Annotated in this window: 21 protein-coding genes; 4 read left to right on the forward strand and 17 right to left on the reverse strand. The window is 70.3% G+C overall.

The genetic code is table 11. The features are described 5' to 3' along the window. Nucleotides 1–3: 3 nt before the first annotated feature. Nucleotides 4–1,029: an amidohydrolase family protein gene (locus tag FXF65_RS38825; protein WP_148355364.1), complete on the forward strand. Its 1,026-nt coding sequence runs from the start codon at nucleotides 4–6 to the stop codon at nucleotides 1,027–1,029. Nucleotides 1,030–1,033: 4 nt separating this feature from the next. Here the strand turns inward: FXF65_RS38825 and FXF65_RS38830 are convergent, their stop codons facing one another. The 9 genes from FXF65_RS38830 to FXF65_RS38870 form a co-directional block, all read right to left on the reverse strand. After that, nucleotides 1,034–1,891, reverse strand: a complete 858-nt coding sequence (locus FXF65_RS38830; protein WP_148355366.1) for a carbohydrate ABC transporter permease — start codon at nucleotides 1,889–1,891, stop codon at nucleotides 1,034–1,036. Then, entirely contained in the window at nucleotides 1,888–2,829 is a 942-nt protein-coding gene (locus FXF65_RS38835) for a carbohydrate ABC transporter permease (RefSeq protein ID WP_148355368.1), read from the reverse strand. The genes FXF65_RS38830 and FXF65_RS38835 overlap by 4 nt, the downstream gene beginning before the upstream one ends. Beyond that, nucleotides 2,826–4,106: an ABC transporter substrate-binding protein gene (locus tag FXF65_RS38840; protein WP_148355370.1), complete on the reverse strand. Its 1,281-nt coding sequence runs from the start codon at nucleotides 4,104–4,106 to the stop codon at nucleotides 2,826–2,828. Before FXF65_RS38840 ends, FXF65_RS38835 begins: the two co-directional genes overlap by 4 nt. A 144-nt stretch (nucleotides 4,107–4,250) precedes the next feature. After that, a complete protein-coding gene (locus tag FXF65_RS38845) occupies nucleotides 4,251–5,312 on the reverse strand; it encodes a potassium channel family protein (protein WP_148355371.1) in 1,062 nt (353 codons plus the stop codon). A 93-nt stretch (nucleotides 5,313–5,405) separates the two neighbouring features. After that, nucleotides 5,406–5,747, reverse strand: coding sequence for a hypothetical protein (locus tag FXF65_RS38850; RefSeq protein ID WP_148355373.1), 342 nt, complete (start codon nucleotides 5,745–5,747; stop codon nucleotides 5,406–5,408). Between the two features lie 89 nt (nucleotides 5,748–5,836). Continuing rightward, nucleotides 5,837–6,298: a peroxiredoxin gene (locus FXF65_RS38855; protein WP_148355375.1), complete on the reverse strand. Its 462-nt coding sequence runs from the start codon at nucleotides 6,296–6,298 to the stop codon at nucleotides 5,837–5,839. A gap of 150 nt (nucleotides 6,299–6,448) precedes the next feature. Then, nucleotides 6,449–6,877 (reverse strand): DUF3052 domain-containing protein, encoded by a 429-nt coding sequence (locus tag FXF65_RS38860; protein WP_148355377.1) that lies wholly within the window; start codon nucleotides 6,875–6,877, stop codon nucleotides 6,449–6,451. Between the two features lie 206 nt (nucleotides 6,878–7,083). Beyond that, nucleotides 7,084–7,491 (reverse strand): YjbQ family protein, encoded by a 408-nt coding sequence (locus FXF65_RS38865; protein WP_148355379.1) that lies wholly within the window; start codon nucleotides 7,489–7,491, stop codon nucleotides 7,084–7,086. A 29-nt stretch (nucleotides 7,492–7,520) separates the two neighbouring features. Then, nucleotides 7,521–7,718 (reverse strand): DUF1918 domain-containing protein, encoded by a 198-nt coding sequence (locus tag FXF65_RS38870; RefSeq protein ID WP_148355381.1) that lies wholly within the window; start codon nucleotides 7,716–7,718, stop codon nucleotides 7,521–7,523. Between the two features lie 312 nt (nucleotides 7,719–8,030). Here FXF65_RS38870 and aceE point away from each other — a divergent pair, with 312 nt between their 5' ends. After that, nucleotides 8,031–10,820, forward strand: coding sequence for a pyruvate dehydrogenase (acetyl-transferring), homodimeric type (gene aceE / locus FXF65_RS38875; protein WP_148355383.1), 2,790 nt, complete (start codon nucleotides 8,031–8,033; stop codon nucleotides 10,818–10,820). Nucleotides 10,821–10,902: 82 nt separating this feature from the next. On the opposite strand, the gene FXF65_RS38880 is transcribed toward aceE, so the two are convergent. Together FXF65_RS38880 and FXF65_RS38885 are read right to left on the reverse strand one after the other, a co-directional pair. Beyond that, on the reverse strand, nucleotides 10,903–11,277 hold the full coding sequence (locus FXF65_RS38880) for a VOC family protein (RefSeq protein ID WP_148355385.1): 375 nt from the start codon (nucleotides 11,275–11,277) through the stop codon (nucleotides 10,903–10,905). Continuing rightward, the gene (locus FXF65_RS38885) at nucleotides 11,274–11,756 is read right to left on the reverse strand and encodes an ATP-binding protein (RefSeq protein ID WP_187412763.1); all 483 of its coding nucleotides are present in this window, start codon (nucleotides 11,754–11,756) and stop codon (nucleotides 11,274–11,276) included. The genes FXF65_RS38880 and FXF65_RS38885 overlap by 4 nt, the downstream gene beginning before the upstream one ends. Nucleotides 11,757–11,989: 233 nt before the next feature. Between FXF65_RS38885 and FXF65_RS38890 the strand changes: the two genes are divergently transcribed. Together FXF65_RS38890 and FXF65_RS38895 are read left to right on the forward strand one after the other, a co-directional pair. Continuing rightward, nucleotides 11,990–12,844: a helix-turn-helix domain-containing protein gene (locus tag FXF65_RS38890; RefSeq protein WP_148355390.1), complete on the forward strand. Its 855-nt coding sequence runs from the start codon at nucleotides 11,990–11,992 to the stop codon at nucleotides 12,842–12,844. Beyond that, complete coding sequence (locus tag FXF65_RS38895; RefSeq protein WP_148355392.1) at nucleotides 12,841–13,053, forward strand: DUF397 domain-containing protein; 213 nt, start codon at nucleotides 12,841–12,843, stop codon at nucleotides 13,051–13,053. Before FXF65_RS38890 ends, FXF65_RS38895 begins: the two co-directional genes overlap by 4 nt. Here the strand turns inward: FXF65_RS38895 and FXF65_RS38900 are convergent. From FXF65_RS38900 to FXF65_RS38925, 6 genes are all read right to left on the reverse strand, one after another. Continuing rightward, a complete protein-coding gene (locus FXF65_RS38900) occupies nucleotides 13,031–13,678 on the reverse strand; it encodes a DUF4360 domain-containing protein (protein ID WP_148355394.1) in 648 nt (215 codons plus the stop codon). The genes FXF65_RS38895 and FXF65_RS38900 overlap by 23 nt on opposite strands. A gap of 206 nt (nucleotides 13,679–13,884) precedes the next feature. Beyond that, complete coding sequence (locus FXF65_RS38905; RefSeq protein WP_148355396.1) at nucleotides 13,885–14,292, reverse strand: hypothetical protein; 408 nt, start codon at nucleotides 14,290–14,292, stop codon at nucleotides 13,885–13,887. A gap of 201 nt (nucleotides 14,293–14,493) precedes the next feature. Then, complete coding sequence (locus tag FXF65_RS38910; RefSeq protein WP_148355398.1) at nucleotides 14,494–15,213, reverse strand: helix-turn-helix transcriptional regulator; 720 nt, start codon at nucleotides 15,211–15,213, stop codon at nucleotides 14,494–14,496. A 59-nt stretch (nucleotides 15,214–15,272) separates the two neighbouring features. Beyond that, complete coding sequence (locus tag FXF65_RS38915; RefSeq protein WP_148355400.1) at nucleotides 15,273–16,361, reverse strand: TraB/GumN family protein; 1,089 nt, start codon at nucleotides 16,359–16,361, stop codon at nucleotides 15,273–15,275. Between the two features lie 353 nt (nucleotides 16,362–16,714). Continuing rightward, a complete protein-coding gene (locus FXF65_RS38920) occupies nucleotides 16,715–17,752 on the reverse strand; it encodes a PHP domain-containing protein (protein ID WP_222868976.1) in 1,038 nt (345 codons plus the stop codon). Between the two features lie 31 nt (nucleotides 17,753–17,783). Next, complete coding sequence (locus tag FXF65_RS38925; RefSeq protein WP_148355402.1) at nucleotides 17,784–19,307, reverse strand: MFS transporter; 1,524 nt, start codon at nucleotides 19,305–19,307, stop codon at nucleotides 17,784–17,786. Nucleotides 19,308–19,387: the final 80 nt, after the last annotated feature.

Here is a 19,387-nt window from a genome sequence, read left to right on the forward strand (position 1 = left end):
CCGATGAAGCTGACCGAATACCGGCCGCGGCCGCGGCTGCGCGTGCCGGAGACGTCGGTGCCGCGCGCCGCCGTCCCGGCGATCGACGCGCACAACCATCTCGGCCGCTGGCTGACCGGCAACTGGGCCGTCCAGGACGTGGGCGCGTTACTCGCCCTCATGGACTCGTGCAACGTCCGGACGATCGTGAACCTGGACGGCCGCTGGGGCGACGAGCTGGAGGCCAACCTCGACCGCTACGACCGCGCCCATCCCGGCCGCTTCTACACCTACTGCCACGTCGACTGGGACGACATCGGCCGCGAGGGCGCCCTCGCCGACAGCCTGCGGCGCTCCGTCGCCGCGGGCGCCCGCGGCCTGAAGGTGTGGAAGGACCTGGGCCTGCACATCCGGGACTCCGCCGGGCAGCTCGTCCTGCCCGACGACCCGCGCCTCGCCGAGTTGTGGGAGACGGCCGCCGAGCTGCGGATCCCCGTCGCGATCCACACCGCCGACCCGATCGCGTTCTTCGACCCCGTCGACGAGCGCAACGAGCGGTACGAGCAGCTCCTCGCGCACCCCGACTGGTCGTTCTCCGACCCGGGCCGGTTCCCGCGCTTCGACCGGCTGATGGACGCCCTGGAGGACCTCGTCGCCGCGCACCCGCGGACGGTGTTCGTCGCCGTCCACGCGGGCTGCCAGGCCGAGGACCTCGGCCGCGTCGCCCGGATGCTGGCCGCCTACCCGAACCTGCACATCGACATCGCCGCGCGGATCGCCGAGCTCGGCCGGCAGCCGCGCGCGACGCTCGACCTGATCACCCGCTTCCCCGGCCGCGTCCTGTTCGGCACGGACGAGTTCCCGCCGAACCGCGCGACCTACACGACGCACTTCCGCTTCCTGGAGACAAAGGACGAGTACTTCCCGCACTCGGCGGAGGACCCGCCGCTGATGGGCCGGTGGCACATCAGCGGCCTCGGGCTCTCCGCGAACGTCCTGTCCTGCGTCTACGCGGACAACGCCGCCCGCCTGCTCGGCCTGTGCCCCTGACCCGTCATCCCTTCACGGCTCCCGCCAGGGCCTGCACGAACCGCCGCTGCCCGATCAGGAACACCACGAGGACCGGGACGGTCGTCAGCACCGTCCCGGCCATGATCTGCGGCCAGTCCGCGCGGTGCTGCCCCTGGAACGTGGCGAGCCCCGCCTGCACCGTGTAGTTCTCCTGGGACGAGATCGCCACCATCGGCCAGAACAGATCGTTCCAGGCGTAGATGAACGTGATGACGGCGAGCGCCGCGAGCGCGGGCCGCGCCACCGGCAGGACGACGCGGAAGAACACCCCGAACCGGGAGCAGCCGTCGATCCGCGCCGCCTCCTCCAGCTCGCGCGGGAAGTTCTGGAAGAACGACGTCATCAGGTAGACGCCGAGCGCGGACGCGAGCTGCGGCGCGATCAGCGCGCCCAGCGTGTTGATCAGATGCAGCTTGTTGAAGATCAGGAACGTCGGGATCACGGTGAGCTGGAACGGGATCAGCGTCGTCGCGATCACCAGCACCAGCGCGACCTTCCGCCCGGTGAACCGCAGCCGCGCGAACGCGTAGCCCGCCATGCTGCACAGCACCATCTGCGACAGGACGATCACCCCGGCCACGATCACGCTGTTGAGGAACCAGCGCGGGAACTGCGAGTCGGTCAGCAGCCCCCGGTATCCGGCGAGGTCGATCCCCAGCGGGATGAGCGGCGGCGGGAACCGGTTGAGCTCCGCCCGCGTCATGACCGACGCGCCGAGCATGTAGACGAACGGCACCACCATCAGCAGCGACAGCGGCAGCAGCACGAGGTGCCGCGCGCTGGGCAGCCGCCCGGTCAGACGGAGGCTCGGCCGGAGGCGGGAGAGCGGCGCGGTCGTCATAGCAGGAACCCCTTCTTGCGGCCGAACACCATGCCGACGACGATCGCGAGCAGGCTCCCCGCGAACAGCGCGTACGCGACGGCGGCGCCGTACCCGGCGGTGAAGAACTCGAAGGCCAGCTGCCAGACGTAGTAGACGATCGTGATCGTCGAGTTGACGGGCCCGCCCTTGGTGGAGGTGAACAGCAGGTCGAAGAACTGGAGGCAGTCGATCAGCCCCCAGACGGCGAGGAACAGCGAGATCGGCCGGACGGACGGGACGATGATGTGCCGGAACGTCCGCCATGCCCCCGCGCCGTCGATGGCGGCTGCCTCCAGCACCTCCTTCGGGATGTCCTGCAGCGCGGCGAGGTAGATCACCACGTTGAAGCCGAACTGCGTCCAGATGAAGATCCCGCTGATCACGATGAGGGCCTGGGACGGGTCGTCCAGGAACCCCTGCGCGGGCAGCCCGGCGCGGGTGATCAGCCCGTTGACGATGCCGAAGTCCTTGTCGAACACGAACGCCATCAGCAGGCCCTCGGCGGCGGCCGAGGCGACGAACGGGACGAGGAAGCACGCCCGGTAGAAGCCGATCCCCCGGATCGGCTTGTTCAGCAGCAGCGCGACCCCGAGCCCGAGCAGCAGCGACACCGGGATGTAGATGCCGGTCAGCTCCAGCGTGTTGCGGATCGCCTTCCAGAACACGGGGTCGTCGGCGAGCGTCCGGTAGTTGGCGAAGCCGACGCCCTGCCCCTCGCTGACGAGGTCGGAGTCGGTGAGCGACAGCCGGAACGCCCAGCCCATCGGCAGCAGCGAGAAGCCCAGCACGAGCAGCGTGGACGGCGCGGCGAACGACCATCCGGCGGCCTGGTCGCCGAGCCTGCGCCTGCTCCTGCGCTCCGGACGGGGCGGGGCCGCCCGCCGGTCGTCCTTCTTCGTCGTGACCGCCGTGCTCATTGGCCGGGCACCGCGAGCAGCGCGTCGGACTTGCGGGCCGCGTCGTCGAGGGCGCTCTTCGGGTCCGACCGGCCGAGCAGCACCGCGGCGATCGCGGTCGCGACGAACGACGACACCCGCGGGTACTTGGAGTTCACCGGCCTGATCTGCTTGGCGTTCGCGAGGTTGTCGGTGACGACCTCGATGCCCGGGAACTTCTTCACGAAGTCCTGGTAGCCGGGGAGCTTGGTGATCGACTGGCGGGTCGGCAGCGACCCGGTGTCCTTCATCCAGACGAGTTGCTGCTCCGGCCGCGTCAGCCAGGTGAGGAACTCGACCGCCGCCTTGACGCGCCGCTTCCCGTGGTCGAAGACGGCCCAGTTGTCGGGCCCGGAGACGGTCTGGTGGTCGCCGTTCGTCCCGGGCAGCGGCGCGATCCCGTAGTCGATCTTCGCGGTCTGGACGTCCGGCAGCACCCACGGGCCGGACAGGAACAGCCCGAGCCGTCCCGACTCGAACAGCTTCTGGCCCTTCTCGGCCGGGCTGGAGTCGATGTAGATGGACTTGTCCTGCGTCGCCATCTGCTGGAGGAACGTGAGCGCCTCCACCCCGGGCTGCGCGTTGAACGCGGCCTTCTTGCCGTCCTCCGACAGGATCGCTCCACCGCGCTGCCAGACGAGCGGCCACAGCGTCCAGGTGGTCTCCTCGCCGCCGCTGACCGCCCACGTGGTGCCGTAGTTCTTGTTCTTGGCGTCGGTGAGCTTCTTCGCCATGGCGCGGAAGTCGTCCCAGGTCCAGGTCGGCGCGGGCGGCTTGAGCCCGGCGTCGCGGAGCATCTTCTTGTTGTAGAGGACCGTCAGGTCGTCGACGACGGCCGGGAACCCGATCACCTTGCCGTTGACGGTCGCGGTCTGCCGGGTGTTGGGCCAGAAGTCGTCCCACTTCGTGTCCGGGCCGAGGTACTTCTTCAGGTCGGGGACCTTGGGACTGCGCGCGAGCGCGGCGCCCCACGACCCGTACATGTAGGCGATGTCGGGGTAGGTGCCCGCCGCGAACCCGGCCGTGACCTTGGGCAGCATCGCGTCGGCGGTGGTGCCGCCGGAGTCGGTCTTCACCTTGATCCCCGGATGCGAGGCGTTGAACGACTGGACGAGCTTCTCGATCGACCGCGCCGCGGCGTCGTCCTGGCCGTGCCAGACCATCAGCTCGACCGGGCCGGAGGAGTCCCCGTCCCCCGACGATGAGCATGCGGCGACGCCGACCAGCGCCGCGACGAGGACCGGGATGAGCTTGTGCACCGGAGCACCTCCGCCGATTTCCGTGATACGGAAAGCTATTCCAGATTGCGGCACAAGCTAGCAGGGGACTTTAAGGCGGGTCAAGGTTGTCAAAAGCCGCGACGCCGCCCCCGGCGAGGGACGGCGTCGCTCCTCGGGGCCCGGCTAGCCCACCTCGTGCCAGGGGATCTCGGGACGGGACGGCGCGACCACCGCGAGGGACTGGCCGCCGCGTACCCGCTCGTCCGGCGCGGCCGTCAGCCGGAACCGGGCGTTCGGACGGTGCGACTCGCCCACCGCGAGCAGGGTGCTGCCGCGGCGCAGCAGGAAGACCGCCACGTCCAGCCGGGACCACTCGCCCGCGTCGGCGGGGACGTCCACCCGGTAGAGCGTTCCATCGGTGTCCAGCGTGCTGGCGAGGTTGTGGTAGATCGCGGCGACGCCCGGGTTGCGGATCGCGACCGCGACCACGGCCGGGTCGTCGATGTCGACCGGCTCGATGTCCGGGCCGATCAGCGCGAGCGCCTCGGTGATCTCGGCGCGCCGGCCGCCGTCGTGCACCCCCGCCAGCAGGTGGACGGACGGCTCCCCGTTCCGCCGCAGGTACGCGGACACGCCGAGCGTCACCCGGACGGTCTCGTCGTCGCTCCGGCCGACGACCACGACCGTCCGGGCCGCCTCCAGGCAGGCGCGCTCGTAGGCGGACTCGTCGAACGCGACCACGTCGTACAGGGCGGGGTCGGGGTTCTCACCGGTCAGCTCGCCCGGCCAGAAGATCGTCACGACCGGGGTCCGCGCGAACTCCGGGTCGGCGCGGAGCTGGCCGATGACGGCCCGCAGCCCGTCCCGGTCGTAGCCGACCATCACGATGTGCCCGCGCTTATGGAGCCGCGCCTGCCCGGTCGCCCTCATGATGCGTCCCTTCCCCATCCAGAGCGTCAGCTCGGCGAACATCACGAGCCCCGCGGTCAGCCCCGCCACGATGATCAGCACGCCGCCGATCCGCCCGCCGGTCGTCTCCGGGGACAGGTCGCCGTAGCCCGTGGTGGTGCCGCTGACGAGGAAGTACCAGACGTACTCGTCCGGCCGCTTGATCTCGGCGCCGGACGGCTCGAACACCGCGATCAGCAGCCAGCCCGCCAGGAACGCCGCGAGGAGCACGAGGGCGGGCGCGCGCCAGGACCGCCCGGTGATCCGGTTGACCAGGCGCATCAGCACGATCGGCATCCGCGCAGCGTGCCAGCGTGCGAAATGTCGCGTCAAGCCCGAAATGCCATGGTCAGCGCGACCGAAGACGGTCAGCGCGGTGCCAGCGGGCGCTCAGCGGGCGGGGCCGCCGCGCAGGACGCGGCTCAGCGCCGCCGCGACCTCCGCGGACAGGTCGCCGTCGCCGGGCGCGGCGGGCGCCGCCCCCGAGCGCACGAGGTCGCCCGGGGCGGCGTCGCGGGTGTGGCCGCAGTCGCGGCACTCGACCTCGCCGAGGCGGCACACCAGCGCCGCCGAGCCGCACTCGGCGCAGCGGTCGAGCGCGTCCGCCCAGTCAAGAGCGGACTGGCAGCCGGGGCAGACCAGGACCTGCCGGTCCGCGCGGACCCCGCGCTTCCACGGGCTGGCGCCCCGGACGGGGTCCGTCTGCCGCGCCCCGCAGCGGAAGCAGGGCATCACACCTCCAGCGGTGCCGGGACCGGTTCCGGCCACCCCTTCCGGGGCCCGTGGGGGACGCCCCCCACGATGATCCGGTCCGATTTCGCTCAGATCTCGGCGAGCGCCTTGCGGTACTCGCCGATGTCGCGTGCGTCCGGGATCGCGTTGACGACCTTCCAGCGGACCACGCCCTCGGTGTCGATGACGAAGGTGCCGCGCACGGCGAGCCCCTTGGCGTCGTCGAACACGCCGTAGCGCTGCGCCGTCCCGCCGTGCGGCCAGAAGTCGGCCAGCAGCGGGAACTGGTACTTCTCCTGCTCGGCCCAGGCGCGCAGCGCGAACATCGAGTCGACCGACACGGCGAGGACCTGCACGTCGTCCGCGTCGCCCAGCGAGGGCAGCTCGTCGCGGACCTCGCACAGCTCGCCGGTGCAGACCCCGCTGAACGCCAGCGGGTAGAAGATCAGGACGACCTTCTTCCGGCCGCGGTAGTCCGACAGCTTCACCGGAGTGCCGTGCTGGTCCTTGAGCTCGAAGTCGGGGGCGACCTCGCCCACCTCTACCGCCAATGCAGCTCCCGTGATCCGTCCCGCGCGCGGCGGGATGCGCCCGTCCCCCACGGGCGTGGAGGACGGGTCCAGTCTGGCACCCCGCCCGCGCCCGCGGTCGCGGGCGCCCCGGTCACTCGCGGACCTCGGGCGTCACCTGCCGACCGGGCGTCACTTGCGAACCTTGGGCGCGACCAGCCGCGTCCCGGACCATTCCTTGGCCGCGCTGACGCTGCTGGTCTGCGACAGGCCGGCCGTCTGCGCGGCCTCGCCGATGTCGCTCGGCTCGACGTGCCCCTCCCGCCCCGCCTTCGGGGTCAGAAGCCAGATGTCGCCGCCTCCGGTGAGCGGGATCATCGCGTCGGTCAGCCCCTCGAACAGGTCGCCGTCCTCCTCGCGCCACCACAGCAGCACGACGTCGACCACGTCCTCGTAGTCCTCGTCGACGAGTTCGTTCTCGGTGACGGCCTCGACGGATTCACGGAGCCCCTCGTCGACGTCGTCGTCGAAGCCGATCTCCTGCACCACCTGGCCCGCCTTCAGGCCGAGCCGTTCGGCCAGGCTGCGCTCAGACTGCGCCTGACCCGCGGTCGCGCTCACGAAAGTCCTCCCATTGTCGCCATTCCGCACGGTGCCGTGCTTGTTCATTCCGGCCCCCGGGCCGGGTGGCCCGCCACACCTGTGCGGTGTTTGCGGGACAGTCCACACAAGTGAGGGCCCCTAGCGCAAGTGTCTTCCCGGCTTTTGGTGGCCTCATTGGTCCGATCTCGGAGTTCTCCGGCCCTGTGCCCGGGGTTCGCTTTCGCTCATCCTTTGAGAAAAGACAAGCGGACTTGACGGTCCGGGTTGTCCACGTTGAGGTCGACGAGGGCCACCGACTGCCACGTCCCGAGCGCCAGCCGGCCGCCCACGACGGGCAGCGTCGCGAACGGCGGGACGATCGCGGGCAGCACGTGCGACCGTCCGTGCCCGCGCGACCCGTGCGCGTGCCGCCAGCGGTCGTCGGCGGGCAGCAGGTCGCCGAGGGCCGCGAGCAGGTCGTCGTCGCTGCCCGACCCGAGCTCGATGAGCGCCACGCCAGCGGTGGCGTGCGGGACGAAGACGTGCAGCAGTCCGTCGCCGCCCGCCGCCGCCGCGAACCGCTCGCACTCGGCCGTGATGTCGTGCACGGCCTCGCGTCCGCCGGTGGCGACCCTGACCACGGTGCTCTCCATGCACCCGGTCTACCCGATCCGGGCCCCGCCTAGCGCGTGATCTCCTCGCGGGACTCGACCACCGCGTCCGGACCGGGGTAGACGAGGGTCTCGTGGCCGTCCTCGAACCGCACCACGTAGGGCGGTCCGCCGTCCGGCCCGCGCACCTCGACGATCTCCCCCGCCCGGTCCGGCTGGCCCACGACGTTGCCGTGCACGAGCAGCCGGTCTCCGACTCGTCCGTTCATCGCTCCCCCCAAGCTCGCACGTCCGCCACCGGGACGGACGGTGCCGGGCATCTGCACTTCCCAGCCTCATACGTTCCCCGCCCCCCGTCGAGGGGAATCACCCCTCCGTTCCAAGGAAGAACCGGCCGGCCGGGGGTCGGCCCCGGGCCTGACCGGGGACAATGGTTACCGGTTGGTAGAGATGCGTTAGCCGTCATAAACGGCGACGATGGATCACGTACCGAGGCGACGAACAGTCAGCCGGGGACCGAGGGCCGCCGACCCGGCGGCGGCGGTCTCACCAGCAAGGACGGTAAGGACAGAGGGGACCCCGTGGCTTCCGGACGTCAACGCTTTTCGATCATCAGCGACGGCCTGCCGAGCCAGTTGCCCGACATCGACCCGGACGAGACCCGGGAGTGGCTGGAGTCGCTGGACACGGTCATCAAGACCGAGGGCCGGGGCCGGGCCCGCTACGTGATGCTCAGGCTGCTGGAACGGGCGCGTGAGCTCCAGGTCGGCGTGCCCGGCCTGCGCAGCACTGACTTCATCAACACGATCCCGCCGGAGCACGAACCCTGGTTCCCCGGCGACGAGCACGTGGAGCGGCGCATCCGCGCCTACATCCGGTGGAACGCGGCGATCATGGTGTCGCGGGCGAACCGGCCCGACATCGGCGTCGGCGGGCACATCGCCACGTACGCCTCCGCCGCCTCGCTCTACGAGGTCGGCTTCAACCACTTCTTCCGCGGCAAGGACCACGGCGAGTCCGGCGACCAGGTGTTCATCCAGGGGCACGCCTCCCCCGGCATCTACGCCCGCGCCTACCTGGAGGGACGCCTCCCCGGCGACAAGCTCGACGGGTTCCGGCAGGAGCACTCGCACCCGGGCGGCGGGCTGTCGTCCTACCCGCACCCGCGGCTCATGCCGGACTTCTGGGAGTTCCCCACCGTGTCGATGGGGCTGACCGCCATCGACTCGGTGTACCAGGCCCGGTTCAACCGCTACCTCTACAACCGCAAGATCAAGGACACGTCCCGCTCGCACGTGTGGGCGTTCCTCGGCGACGGCGAGATGTCCGAGCCCGAGTCGCTCGGCGCGATCGGCCTCGCCGCCCGCGAGGAGCTCGACAACCTGACCTTCGTCGTCAACTGCAACCTCCAGCAGCTGGACGGCCCGGTCCGCGGCAACGGCAAGATCATCCAGGAGCTGGAGTCGTTCTTCCGCGGCGCGGGCTGGAACGTCATCAAGGTCATCTGGGGCCGCGACTGGGACCCGCTGCTCGCCCAGGACGTCGACGGCGTCCTCGTCAACCAGATGAACACCACCCCGGACGGCCAGTTCCAGACGTTCAGCGTCGAGTCCGGCGAGTACATCCGGGAGAAGTTCTTCGGCGCCGACCCGCGGCTGCGCAAGATCGTCCAGCACCTGTCGGACGACGAGCTGCGCAAGCTGTCGCGCGGCGGGCACGACTACCGCAAGGTGTACGCGGCGTTCAAGTCGGCCCGCGAGCACGTCGGCCAGCCGACCGTGATCCTCGCCCACACCATCAAGGGCTGGACGCTCGGCTCCGACTTCGAGGCCCGCAACGCCACGCACCAGATGAAGAAGCTCACCAAGGCCGAGCTCAAGGAGTTCCGCGACCGGCTCTACCTCGACATCCCCGACTCCGCGCTGGAGGGGCCGCTCCCGCCCTACTACCACCCGGGCGAGGACTCCGACGAGATCCAGTACATGCGCGAGCGCCGCGCCGCCCTGGGTGGGTTCGTACCGAGACGAGTAGTACGGGCGAAGCCGCTCAAGCTGCCCGGCGACCCGGTCTACAGCGAGCTGAAGAAGGGCTCCGGCAAGCAGAACGTCGCGACGACCATGGCGTTCGTCCGGCTGCTCAAGGACCTGATCAAGGACGAGAACATCGGCGCGCGGTTCGTCCCGATCGCCCCGGACGAGTACCGCACCTTCGGGATGGACTCGCTGTTCCCCACGTCCAAGATCTACTCGCCGCACGGGCAGACCTACGACGCCGTCGACCGCAAGCTCCTGCTCTCCTACAAGGAGTCGGAGAGCGGGCAGATGCTGCACGAGGGCATCAGCGAGGCCGGGTCGATGGCCTCGACCATCGCGGCCGGCACGGCGTACGCCACGCACGGCGAGCACATGATCCCCGTCTACATCTTCTACTCGATGTTCGGGTTCCAGCGGACCGGCGACCAGATGTGGGCGCTCGGCGACCAGATGGGCCGCGGGTTCCTCCTCGGCGCCACCGCAGGCCGCACCACCCTGACCGGTGAGGGCCTCCAGCACGCCGACGGGCACTCCCCGCTGCTCGCGGCGTCGAACCCGGCCTGCGTCCACTACGACCCGACGTGGGCGTTCGAGCTGGCCCACATCGTCCAGGACGCGCTGCGCCGCATGTACGGGACGTCCGAGGCCCACCCGAACGGCGAGGACGTCTTCTACTACCTCACCGTCTACAACGAGCCCTACCAGCAGCCCGTCGAACCCGAGAACCTCGACGTCGACGGCCTGCTCAAGGGGCTGTACCTGTACCAGGCGGCGTCGGAGGTCGGGTCCGGGAACGGCGAGACGCCGAAGGCGCAGATCCTCGCGTCCGGTGTCGGCGGCCGGTGGGCGCTCGCCGCGCAGCGCCTCCTCGCCGAGGACTGGGGCGTCGCCGCCGACGTCTGGTCGGCCACCTCGTGGAACGAACTGGCCCGCGAGGCCCGCGACTGCGACGAGTGGAACCTGCTGAACCCGGACGCCGAGCAGCGCGTCCCGTACGTGACCAGGCGGCTCGACAGCGTCGCCGGGCCGATCGTCGCGGTGACGGACTTCATGCGCGCCGTCCCCGACCAGATCGCCCCGTGGGTCCACTCCGACTTCACCGCGCTCGGCACCGACGGCTTCGGGTTCTCCGACACCCGCGCCGCCGCCCGCCGGTTCTTCCACGTGGACGCGGCGTCGATCGTCCTCGCGGTGCTCACCCGCCTCGCCCGCAACGGCGAGATCAAGCCGGAGACGCTCCACCAGGCGATCGAGAAGTACCGCCTCAACGCCGACGTCTCCGACGTCTTCGCGGGCGGCGTGAGCAGCCCCGAGAGCAACACCGGCGGCGATGCCTGACCGTGTGATCGCGGAGGTGTAGGCCGCGATCATGGGAAAGGGCCCCGAGGTTCGCCTCGGGGCCCTTTCGTTTCTCCGCGGGTCAGGACGTCGCGGGCTTGAACACGCCGAAGCGGTTGCCGGACGGGTCGTCCAGGTAGGCGAAGCGCAGGCCGTTCCCGGTCGTCTCCGGCGGGACCGCCACCTTGCCGCCGCTCTGCTCCGTCCGCGCGCAGGTCGCGTCGACGTCCTCCACCATCACGAGGAAGATCGCGTGGTTCTCGGACGCGTCCGCGCTGTGCGCGATCCCGCCGCTCGGACGCTCGGCGCCCGGGTAGGTGATGAGGTCGTAGCCGTCCTCGCCCTGGTCCTGCGCGAACTGCCACCCGAACATGTCGCCGTAGAAGCGGCGGGCCTCCTCCGGCGCGTCGGTGCCGACCTGGAACCACGTCACGGTATTGAACGCTGGAACACTCATCCGTTTTCCTCCTTGCACGCTGTCGAGACCAGCCTGGGAGGACACGGCGACAACCCTCTGTCGGAGTTTTCCCGCGAGTTCCCGAATCCGAACTCCGCCCAGACGACGGTGCGGTGGCCGTCCACCCGGAAACCCCACCGCTCCGCCAGCGCCTCGACGACCCGCAGCCCGCGTCCGCTCTCGTCGCCGCACTCCGCCTTGACGTACGGCCGCTTGCCGTCCGCCCCGTCGTCGGCGACCTCCAGGCGGTACAGGCCGGGACCGGTCAGCAGGCTGATCGTCACCCGTCCGCCGTCACCGGACGCCGTGTGGGTGATGGCGTTGCAGACGGTCTCGCTGCCGACCGTGACCAGGTCGTCCAGCAGCGGGTGACCTGGCGGCAGTATGTCCCGCAGGAACAGCCGCGCGTACCGGACGGACCGCCGAACACCCGGCAACGTGATCGCGCCCACCACGTCCTGCCCGCCGCAACCGGTCACGACGCGATCCACGACACACCGCGCCGCCGCCGCACGGCGGACTCGGAACCCTCCTTCCGCGTCGCCGGTCCCTGCGTCCTCGTCTTGGGCGCTTCCATGGAGCGCCTCCTTTCCTTTCGGAGTCGCCCGCCACATTCGCCGCCCGAAGCCCTCGCGCGCGCCCGCCTGAACGTTTAGCCACTGAACGTTCAGCCACGCACACAATCGGCCACGCTCAGTGACATTCTCGAAGGATGACTCTTAGTAACCCCCCGACCGCCCGCCAACGAAGGATCGGCTCCGCGCTCCGCAACGCCCGTGAGGGCCACAACTTGACCGTCGCCACTGTGGCCGGTCGATTCGGCCGCTCCCAAGGCTGGATGAGCATGGTCGAGAACGGGCTGCACCCCATCGCCGTCGAAGAACTCGGTAACCTGCTCGACTTCTACCGGATCCCGGACGGCCCGCTCCGTACGTCCCTCCTCCACCTGGCCACTCATAGACCCGGCACGTGGGAACGGGTCTGGGAGGGGCGCATCTCCGCCGCCGCGCTCGACCTCGCGAGCCTTGAGGAGGACGCCGCCGAGATTCGCAACTTCGAGTCCAACATCGTCCCCGGGCTCCTCCAGACTCCGGAGTACACCCGAGCGCTCATCGCCCTCGGCCCGGCTAAACACTCGCGCTACGTCAAGCCCCTGGTCGACTTCCGACAGTCCCGCCAGCGGTTGCTCAACCGACCCGATCCACCCCGATATGTGCCGCTCATCGCGGAGGCGGTCCTCCACAACCAGGTCGGAGATGATCCCGCGATCATGCGCGCGCAGATCCGGCGGCTGGCTCAAGTCGCCCAGTTCGACCACGTGGATCTGCGTGTCCTCCCCAGGACGGCCAGCGGGTATCTCTCGCTCATCACCCCATGCCTTCTCATCTCCCTGCGCCCACCCGGACAGCTCACCATTTCTGTGGGCGACCAGTTCACCAAGAGTGTCTTTGTGGAGGACGAGGAAGAGGTCTCGTCCCATGAAGAGATCTTCGAGCTACTGCTCTCGGCCACCCTGAGCAGGGCCGCTTCGCTGAACCTCATCATCGGGATAGCGTCACGTCTATGAGCACTCCCGAAGAGTCCCAGACCCGCTGGCGCAAGAGCACCCACAGTGGCGCGGTCGAAAACAATTGCGTCGAGGTCGCCGACCTGAACGGTCACATCGGCATCCGCGACAGCAAAGCCCCCGACACCGGCCACCTGAACCTCACTCGCCAGAGCTTTGCTGCTCTTGTCGTTCGGCTGGGAGGGGCTACGGGCAGGGCTTCCAGGTGAGGTGGTAGGCGGCCTGGCGTTCGTAGCCCACGCTGACGTAGTTGACCTCCGATGGATCTGACGTGCCCGCGTCGACCCACAGCTCGGATTCGATGTTGAAGGTTGGTTCTTCGTCGCACGGTTTGAAGACGAGGTCGTCGGGCGACACGCGACGCGTGGCCGTCCAAATGTGTTCCCAGGGGCTCTCGAAGGTGAGGATCTCCTCGGCGCGCGTCGGCTGACCCGAGAAGGAGAAGCCGGTCGTGTAAGCGGCCGCCGTGCGGCGAGGGCGAGCCAGGGAGGCGAAGCCGTAGTAGTCCACCGAGCTGACGGCGTAGGTGAACCCCTTCGGGACGCCCCCCACCTTTAGGGCGAGCTGGCACGCCTTGCGGGAATCCGTGGGATTGGACGAGCCGCCCACCCGAGCAATGAACTGGGCGTAGCCGACGAAGAACGCTTCCTCGTTGTCCATGTTCACCGTGTTGACCGAGCCGCGAGGGCAGCCGGAGCCGTTGACGCTCGCGATCTCGAGGGTGATCACGGCGGGCCCACGGACGACGCGCGGACTCGCCGCTGCCGGGGTGACCGACGCCGTGGCCACGGTCAGCGTCGCCACAACGGCGGAAATGGCGATACCTCTACGCATGCGACCCCCTTCGCTGGGAGCGGACGCCGCCTTCGGCGGCGGCCGCGGACAACCCGGAGGGTAACTTTCACGCCATTCACTTTCAATCGACAGTGAAACGGTCCGAACTTGTTAATTTTCACTTTCTGCGAGGCCCTGGGACAGCGAAATGGCCGGGCCCGGAAACGTGATTTTGGATCGCGCTTCCGGGCCTTTGCCGCGTTGGGCTAGCAGATGACCGTCACGGAGAACGGGCGGTCGTCGTCGACGATCTTCGGGTTTCCGGGGGCCGAGGGCGTGGCGGTGCGGACGTACAGCTCGCGCCCGTTGATCGCGCCGACCAGGATCGACGCGCTTCCCGGGCCGGGATCCGTACCGCCCTCCGTGTTGACCGTCCCGGTCAGCGCGCATCTGCTGATGTCGACACTCGCGAGGAGGTTGTAGCGCCCGCTGGAGTTGGAGTGCCTGACGTCGACGAAGCCCGACGCGGCGAGCAGTGCGCCGTTCGCGCCGACCTTGGCCCACAGCGTCGTCGCGGCGGCGCGCTGGTTGGACCGTCCATCCGTACCGGCGTCGGCCGCCGTCACCACGACGGCGAAAGCGCCGCCGGCGATGACCGCGGACGCTCCCGCCATCATGAGAAACCGTGCTGACTTTTTCACTTCTCCCCCGATCGTGAAATTCCCCCGACGCCTCTGCCGATCGCCGAAGGCATGTTCCGACTATGCGTCGCGGGGCAGGGCGGCGACATCCCGGGCAAGGGGAGTTGACAATGGCTCTCGGGGTTACCTCGGGCTTATGTCGTGCGGCGAACGGCGGTCGGAGCGGACGGTGGGTCAGACGAATTCGAGGGGACGGGCGACAAAGTCGCGCGGGGCGTCCTTGTGCATGGCTTCGGGGGCTCGTTCGGGGGCGGTCTCCTCCAGGAGGACGGCGCGGCGGACGCGGTCGGTGCGGAAGATGCGGCAGCCGCCGCGCATCCGGCACCAGGCCGTCAGGTACCAGCCGTTGGCGGACGCCGTGAACGTGACGGGCTCGACATCGCGTTCGGTTTCGGCGCCCTCCCGGTCAACGTAGGTGAGGCGGACCACCCGGCGCGTCACGATCGCCTCCTCCAGCACGGACGGGACGGACGGCACGGACGACGCGGGGTCGTCGCCGTCCGCCGGGCCGAGGAAGCGGATGCGGTCGGCCAGTTCGCGGGCGGAGGCGCTGTCGGCCGCCGACATCGCCGTGACGATCTTGTGCAGCGCGGTGCGCGCGGACCGGGTGTACGGCGAGCCGGTCGCGCGGGCCAGCGTGATCGCGACGGCGACCGCCTCGGCGGGGCTGAAGTTCAGCGGCGGCAGCGTGCGGCTCTTGTCGAGCGTGTAGCCGCCGCCCCGGCCCACGTCCGCGAAGATCGGGACACCGGCCTGCTGGAGTGCGCAGATGTCGCGCTCGATCGTGCGGGCGCTCACCTCGTACCGCGCGGCCAGCTCCCGTGCGCTGACCCGGCGCGGCGCGCAGGCCCGCAGCTCCTCCACCAGGGCGTACAAGCGGTCGGTGCGGTTCACACGGCGACCGTACGCGGCGCCTCCGACAGTTCAGCGCGACCGGACGGCCTCCGCCGCGGTCAGGGGTTGGACAGGCGGCGGAGGCGGCCGTCGTCCTGGAAGGAGACCGCCGGGATGTCCAGCAGTTCGTCCACGCCGGGGAACTCCTCGCCCGCCTGGAACGGGGTCCCGTGCACCGTCACGTTCTGCGCCGGGCCCCTGTGCATGCCGGTGTGCGCGGCGCCCAACTCCATGAGGTAGCCGCCCGCCGCGGACGGACGGCGCCGGTCGTTGGTGACGGCCTGGGCGGCGTAGGTGTTCATGGCGACGGCCCGCTGATAGAGGGCGGTCGCCTGCATCGTGGGACGGCGGGCGGGGCGGCCGTCCAGGCCCTTGACCCGCATGCCGTGCACCCGGGCGGCGTCCAGCAGGGCTCTCAGCCCGGTGGCGCCCAGGTTGTGGCCGCTGTCGTAGCGGACGACGAACGCCCGCAACTCAGGGCTCATGGTCCCGCCGGCGAGGTAGGCGTCGACGCGCGCCTGGTAGGCGTCGTCCCGGACGCTTTCCAGGTAGAGGGTACGCACACCGGCCTCCCGGATCTCAGCCATGTTCGTGCACAGGAACTCCCAGATCGCCGCCCCGGAGTGGGTGCCGCCGATGGCCACGCCCTCGTAGCGCGCCAGCAGTACGCGCAGGTCGTCCATCGCGTCCTGGGAGTCGTCGTCGGCCAGGGCCTGCTCCACGGCCTGGTGCCGCTGCCGCCGACTGTGGGGAGTCCCCGTGTACGCGTTGAGCGTGGCTCGCGCGTCGCGGCCGAGTTGCGCGTCGCGTGCGTCCTGGCGATTCCAGTAGCCGCGCGTCACCGGGTCGGCGCGGCCGATGGCCTCCAGTACCTCGTTGGGCCCGTCCAGATCGGAAATGCCCGGCGCCAGATCGCGCATGCCGCCCAGTTGGTAATGGAGCGGCTGATCGGTCTCCCGGAGCGTGGTCGGGTCCTCGTCGGTTTCCACACGCTGCTTGTAGGCGGCGGCCCGGGTGGCCGCCGGCAGGCTCTCCCATTCCTCCCGCGTCAGCTCGTTCGGTGTGCGGTCGCTCGCGCGGGAGCGGCGTGGACCCCGTATCCGCAGCGAGGGACCCTGCGGGTTCTCGTGCAATTCGTCCTGATTCATGCGCTGGACCACGGGAGCGGGACCCGAGGGCTCCGCTGTGCGCTGCACAAGGGACGGGTGCCCCTGCCCCATGATGCGGGACACCGCCGCGTTCCCCACGAGGCGCTGGAGCCGCAGCATCGACTCCGCGATTGTTCCGCCGCCGGACGAAGGCTGCCGCACGGGCCTCGCGGATCCCGGACGCTGGGTTTCTTTCCGCTGTTCCTCACCGGGCTTCTGCGCTCGCATGCGTGCGTCCCCTTCTGGAACACGGGCTGGGAACGTCCAGTGTCACTTCTCCGCCTCCGCTGCGACACGTCCGGACGGGCAGGACGGGGTGCAGGCGAATTGCCCTTTCGGCCCCTTGCTCGGCGTCAGAGTTTCGAGCGCGTCCAGCGCGTCCAGGCGAGGAGGTCGTCGGCCGGAAGGGTGTTGACGACCTGGGACTGCGGGACGGCGCAGCGTGCGGCGCGTTCGCAGCCGAAGGGCTGCCAGTCGAGTTGGCCGGGGGCGTGGGCGTCGGAGTCGATGGCGAACCGGCAGCCCGCCTCGACGGCGACGCGCAGCAGCCGTTTCGGCGGATCGAGGCGTTCGGGACGGGAATTGATCTCCACGGCGACGTCGTAGGCAGCGCAGGCGTCGAAGACGAGGGCCGCGTCGAATTCGGATTCCGGGCGCAGCCCTCCGCGCTTGCCTCCGGCTTTGACGATGCGTCCGGTGCAATGGCCGAGGACGTTCACGCGCGGGTTCGAGATCGCCGTCACCATGCGTTTGGTCATCGCCACGCGGTCCATGCGCAGTTTGGAATGGACGCTGGCGACGACCACGTCCAGGCGGTCGAGGAGGCCCGCTTCCTGGTCGAGCGCGCCGTCCTCCAGGATGTCGACTTCGATACCGGTGAGAATGCGGAACGGCGCGAGCCGTTCGTTGAGTTCGGCGACGATGTCGAGTTGTTCGCGGAGCCGGTCGGCGGACAGGCCGTTCGCCACTTTGAGGCGCGGCGAATGGTCGGTGAGCGCGAGGTATTCGTGGCCGAGTCCGCGCGCCGTCTCGGCCATTTCCAGGATCGGGGAGCCGCCGTCCGACCAGTCGCTGTGCGTGTGCAGGTCGCCTTTCAGCGCCGCGCGGAGGGCGGCCGTCGCCTCGTCCAGCGGCTGCCCCTCAGTGGCCTCCAGTCGGCGCAGGTAGACGGGCGTCTCGCCGCGCAGCGCCTCCTCGATCACCAGGGCGGTGACCTTGCCGATGCCGGGCAGCGCGGTCAGCGTGCCCTCGCGGGCGCGCGCCGCCAACTCGTCCGGGGGCGTCCGTCCGGCCAGGTCGGCGGCCGTGCGGAAGGCCCGCACGCGGTAGGTCGGCTCGTGGGCGCGCTCCAGCAGGAACGCGATGCGGCGCAGGGCTTCGACGGGCTCCACGCCTCGCACCGTACCCAGACATCCCATCTGCTCAAAGCGTGGAGCGGGCCGCACTCGGCGGCTCTATGAGGTCGCCGTCGTGTCCTCGGTGAGTCGAGGCGGACCGGTCCGCTGGAGGGCGCATGGTCAGGACGAGGACGGCCGCTCCGGCGAAGATGGCCGCCGCGACGATGCCGGTGACGTGCAGGCTGGCGGTGAACGCCTCCCGTGCGGCGTCAAGCAGGTCCGCGCCCTGGTCGGCGGGAAGGGCTCTGGCGGAGGCCACCGCCCCGGCCAGGGAGTCGGAGCCGCCGTCCATCCGATTGCGGTAGACCGCCGCGGCCACCACGCCGAGCAGCGCGAAGCCGAGCGAGCCGCCGAAGAAGTTGCCGGTCTCCGACATCGACGCCGCCGACCCGGCGCGCTCCGGCGGGACGGACCCGACGACCAGCCCGGTGCCCAGCGCGAACAGCGGACCGGTGCCGAGCGCCAGCACGGCGATGCCGATCATGACCAGCGACAGGGTGCCCGCGCCGCCGACACCGACCAGCAGCAGGCTGCCCAGCGCGGACACGCCCAGCCCGCCGGCGATCGCGGTCGTCTGCTTCATCCGCTTGGCCAGCGTCGGCGCGACCATGGTGCCGACCGCCACGCCCAGGCCCATCGGCGCGAACAGGGTCGCCGCCTCGACCGGCGAGTAGCCGAGCACGCTCTGCAGGTACTGGGTCACGAGCAGGCCCGTCCCGGCCATGGCGATCCCGGCGAGCACCAGCGCGACGATCACCGCCGTGAACGGTCGGTTGCGCAACAGTCGCAGGTCCAGCAGCGGCGTCTCCAGCCGCAGTTGGCGGCGGACGAACACGAACCCGATGGCCGCGCCGACGACGATGGCCGCCACCGGCACGGCCCGCGCGTTCTCCACGGCCGCCTGCTTGATTCCGTAGACCATCAGGAGCACCGCGGCCAAGGACAGCCCGACGCTGGCCGGGTCCAGCCGTCCGGCATGGTCGCCGCGGAACTCCGGCAGCAGGACGGGCCCGGCGAGCACCAGCAGCAGCATCGGCGGAACGGCGGCCAGGAACACCGATCCCCACCAGAAGTGCTGGAGCAGGACACCGGCGAGCACCGGTCCGAGCGCGCCGCCGGTGAACTGGCAGGTCGCCCAGATCGCGATGGCCTTCCCGCGCTGTTTCTCGTCGCGGAAGATGTTGGTGAGCAGGGCGAGGGTGCACGGTGCGAGGGTCGCGCCCGCGACGCCGAGCAGCGCCCGCGCGGCGATCAGCATCAGCGGGTCGGCCGCGAAGGCCGCCACGACCGACAGCGCCGCGAACGCCGCCGCGCCGATGATCAGGAGTCGGCGGCGGCCGATCCGGTCGGCGAGCGTGCCCATCGTGATGACCATGCCGGCCACCAGGAACCCGTAGCCGTCACTGATCCACAACTGCTCGACGCCGCTCGCGCCCAGGTCGGCGCTCAGTTTGGGGAGCGCGAGGAGCAGCGCCGTCGCGTCCGTCGCGACGATGAAGGTCGGCAGCATGAGGAGGGCCGCGCCCAGCCATGCCCGGTCGATTCGCATATCGGAGGCTTCCGTTCTCTCGACGTTTCGACGGGTGGTCGGAGCGGCCGAGCGGTTCTCGACATCGAGACCGGGGAGAC

The sequence above is a fragment of the Actinomadura syzygii genome (genome assembly GCF_008085905.1).
Classification (GTDB): Bacteria; Actinomycetota; Actinomycetes; order Streptosporangiales; family Streptosporangiaceae; genus Spirillospora; species Spirillospora syzygii.

Coding starts and splice junctions, on each gene's coding strand:
- FXF65_RS38825 (WP_148355364.1), top strand. CDS start 4: ATGAAGCTGACCGAATACCGGCCGCGGCCGCGGCTGCGCGTGCCGGAG.
- FXF65_RS38830 (WP_148355366.1), bottom strand. CDS start 1,891: ATGACGACCGCGCCGCTCTCCCGCCTCCGGCCGAGCCTCCGTCTGACC.
- FXF65_RS38835 (WP_148355368.1), bottom strand. CDS start 2,829: ATGAGCACGGCGGTCACGACGAAGAAGGACGACCGGCGGGCGGCCCCG.
- FXF65_RS38845 (WP_148355371.1), bottom strand. CDS start 5,312: ATGCCGATCGTGCTGATGCGCCTGGTCAACCGGATCACCGGGCGGTCC.
- FXF65_RS38850 (WP_148355373.1), bottom strand. CDS start 5,747: ATGCCCTGCTTCCGCTGCGGGGCGCGGCAGACGGACCCCGTCCGGGGC.
- FXF65_RS38865 (WP_148355379.1), bottom strand. CDS start 7,491: ATGGAGAGCACCGTGGTCAGGGTCGCCACCGGCGGACGCGAGGCCGTG.
- FXF65_RS38870 (WP_148355381.1), bottom strand. CDS start 7,718: ATGAACGGACGAGTCGGAGACCGGCTGCTCGTGCACGGCAACGTCGTG.
- FXF65_RS38880 (WP_148355385.1), bottom strand. CDS start 11,277: ATGAGTGTTCCAGCGTTCAATACCGTGACGTGGTTCCAGGTCGGCACC.
- FXF65_RS38890 (WP_148355390.1), top strand. CDS start 11,990: ATGACTCTTAGTAACCCCCCGACCGCCCGCCAACGAAGGATCGGCTCC.
- FXF65_RS38895 (WP_148355392.1), top strand. CDS start 12,841: ATGAGCACTCCCGAAGAGTCCCAGACCCGCTGGCGCAAGAGCACCCAC.
- FXF65_RS38900 (WP_148355394.1), bottom strand. CDS start 13,678: ATGCGTAGAGGTATCGCCATTTCCGCCGTTGTGGCGACGCTGACCGTG.
- FXF65_RS38905 (WP_148355396.1), bottom strand. CDS start 14,292: ATGGCGGGAGCGTCCGCGGTCATCGCCGGCGGCGCTTTCGCCGTCGTG.
- FXF65_RS38915 (WP_148355400.1), bottom strand. CDS start 16,361: ATGAATCAGGACGAATTGCACGAGAACCCGCAGGGTCCCTCGCTGCGG.
- FXF65_RS38925 (WP_148355402.1), bottom strand. CDS start 19,307: ATGCGAATCGACCGGGCATGGCTGGGCGCGGCCCTCCTCATGCTGCCG.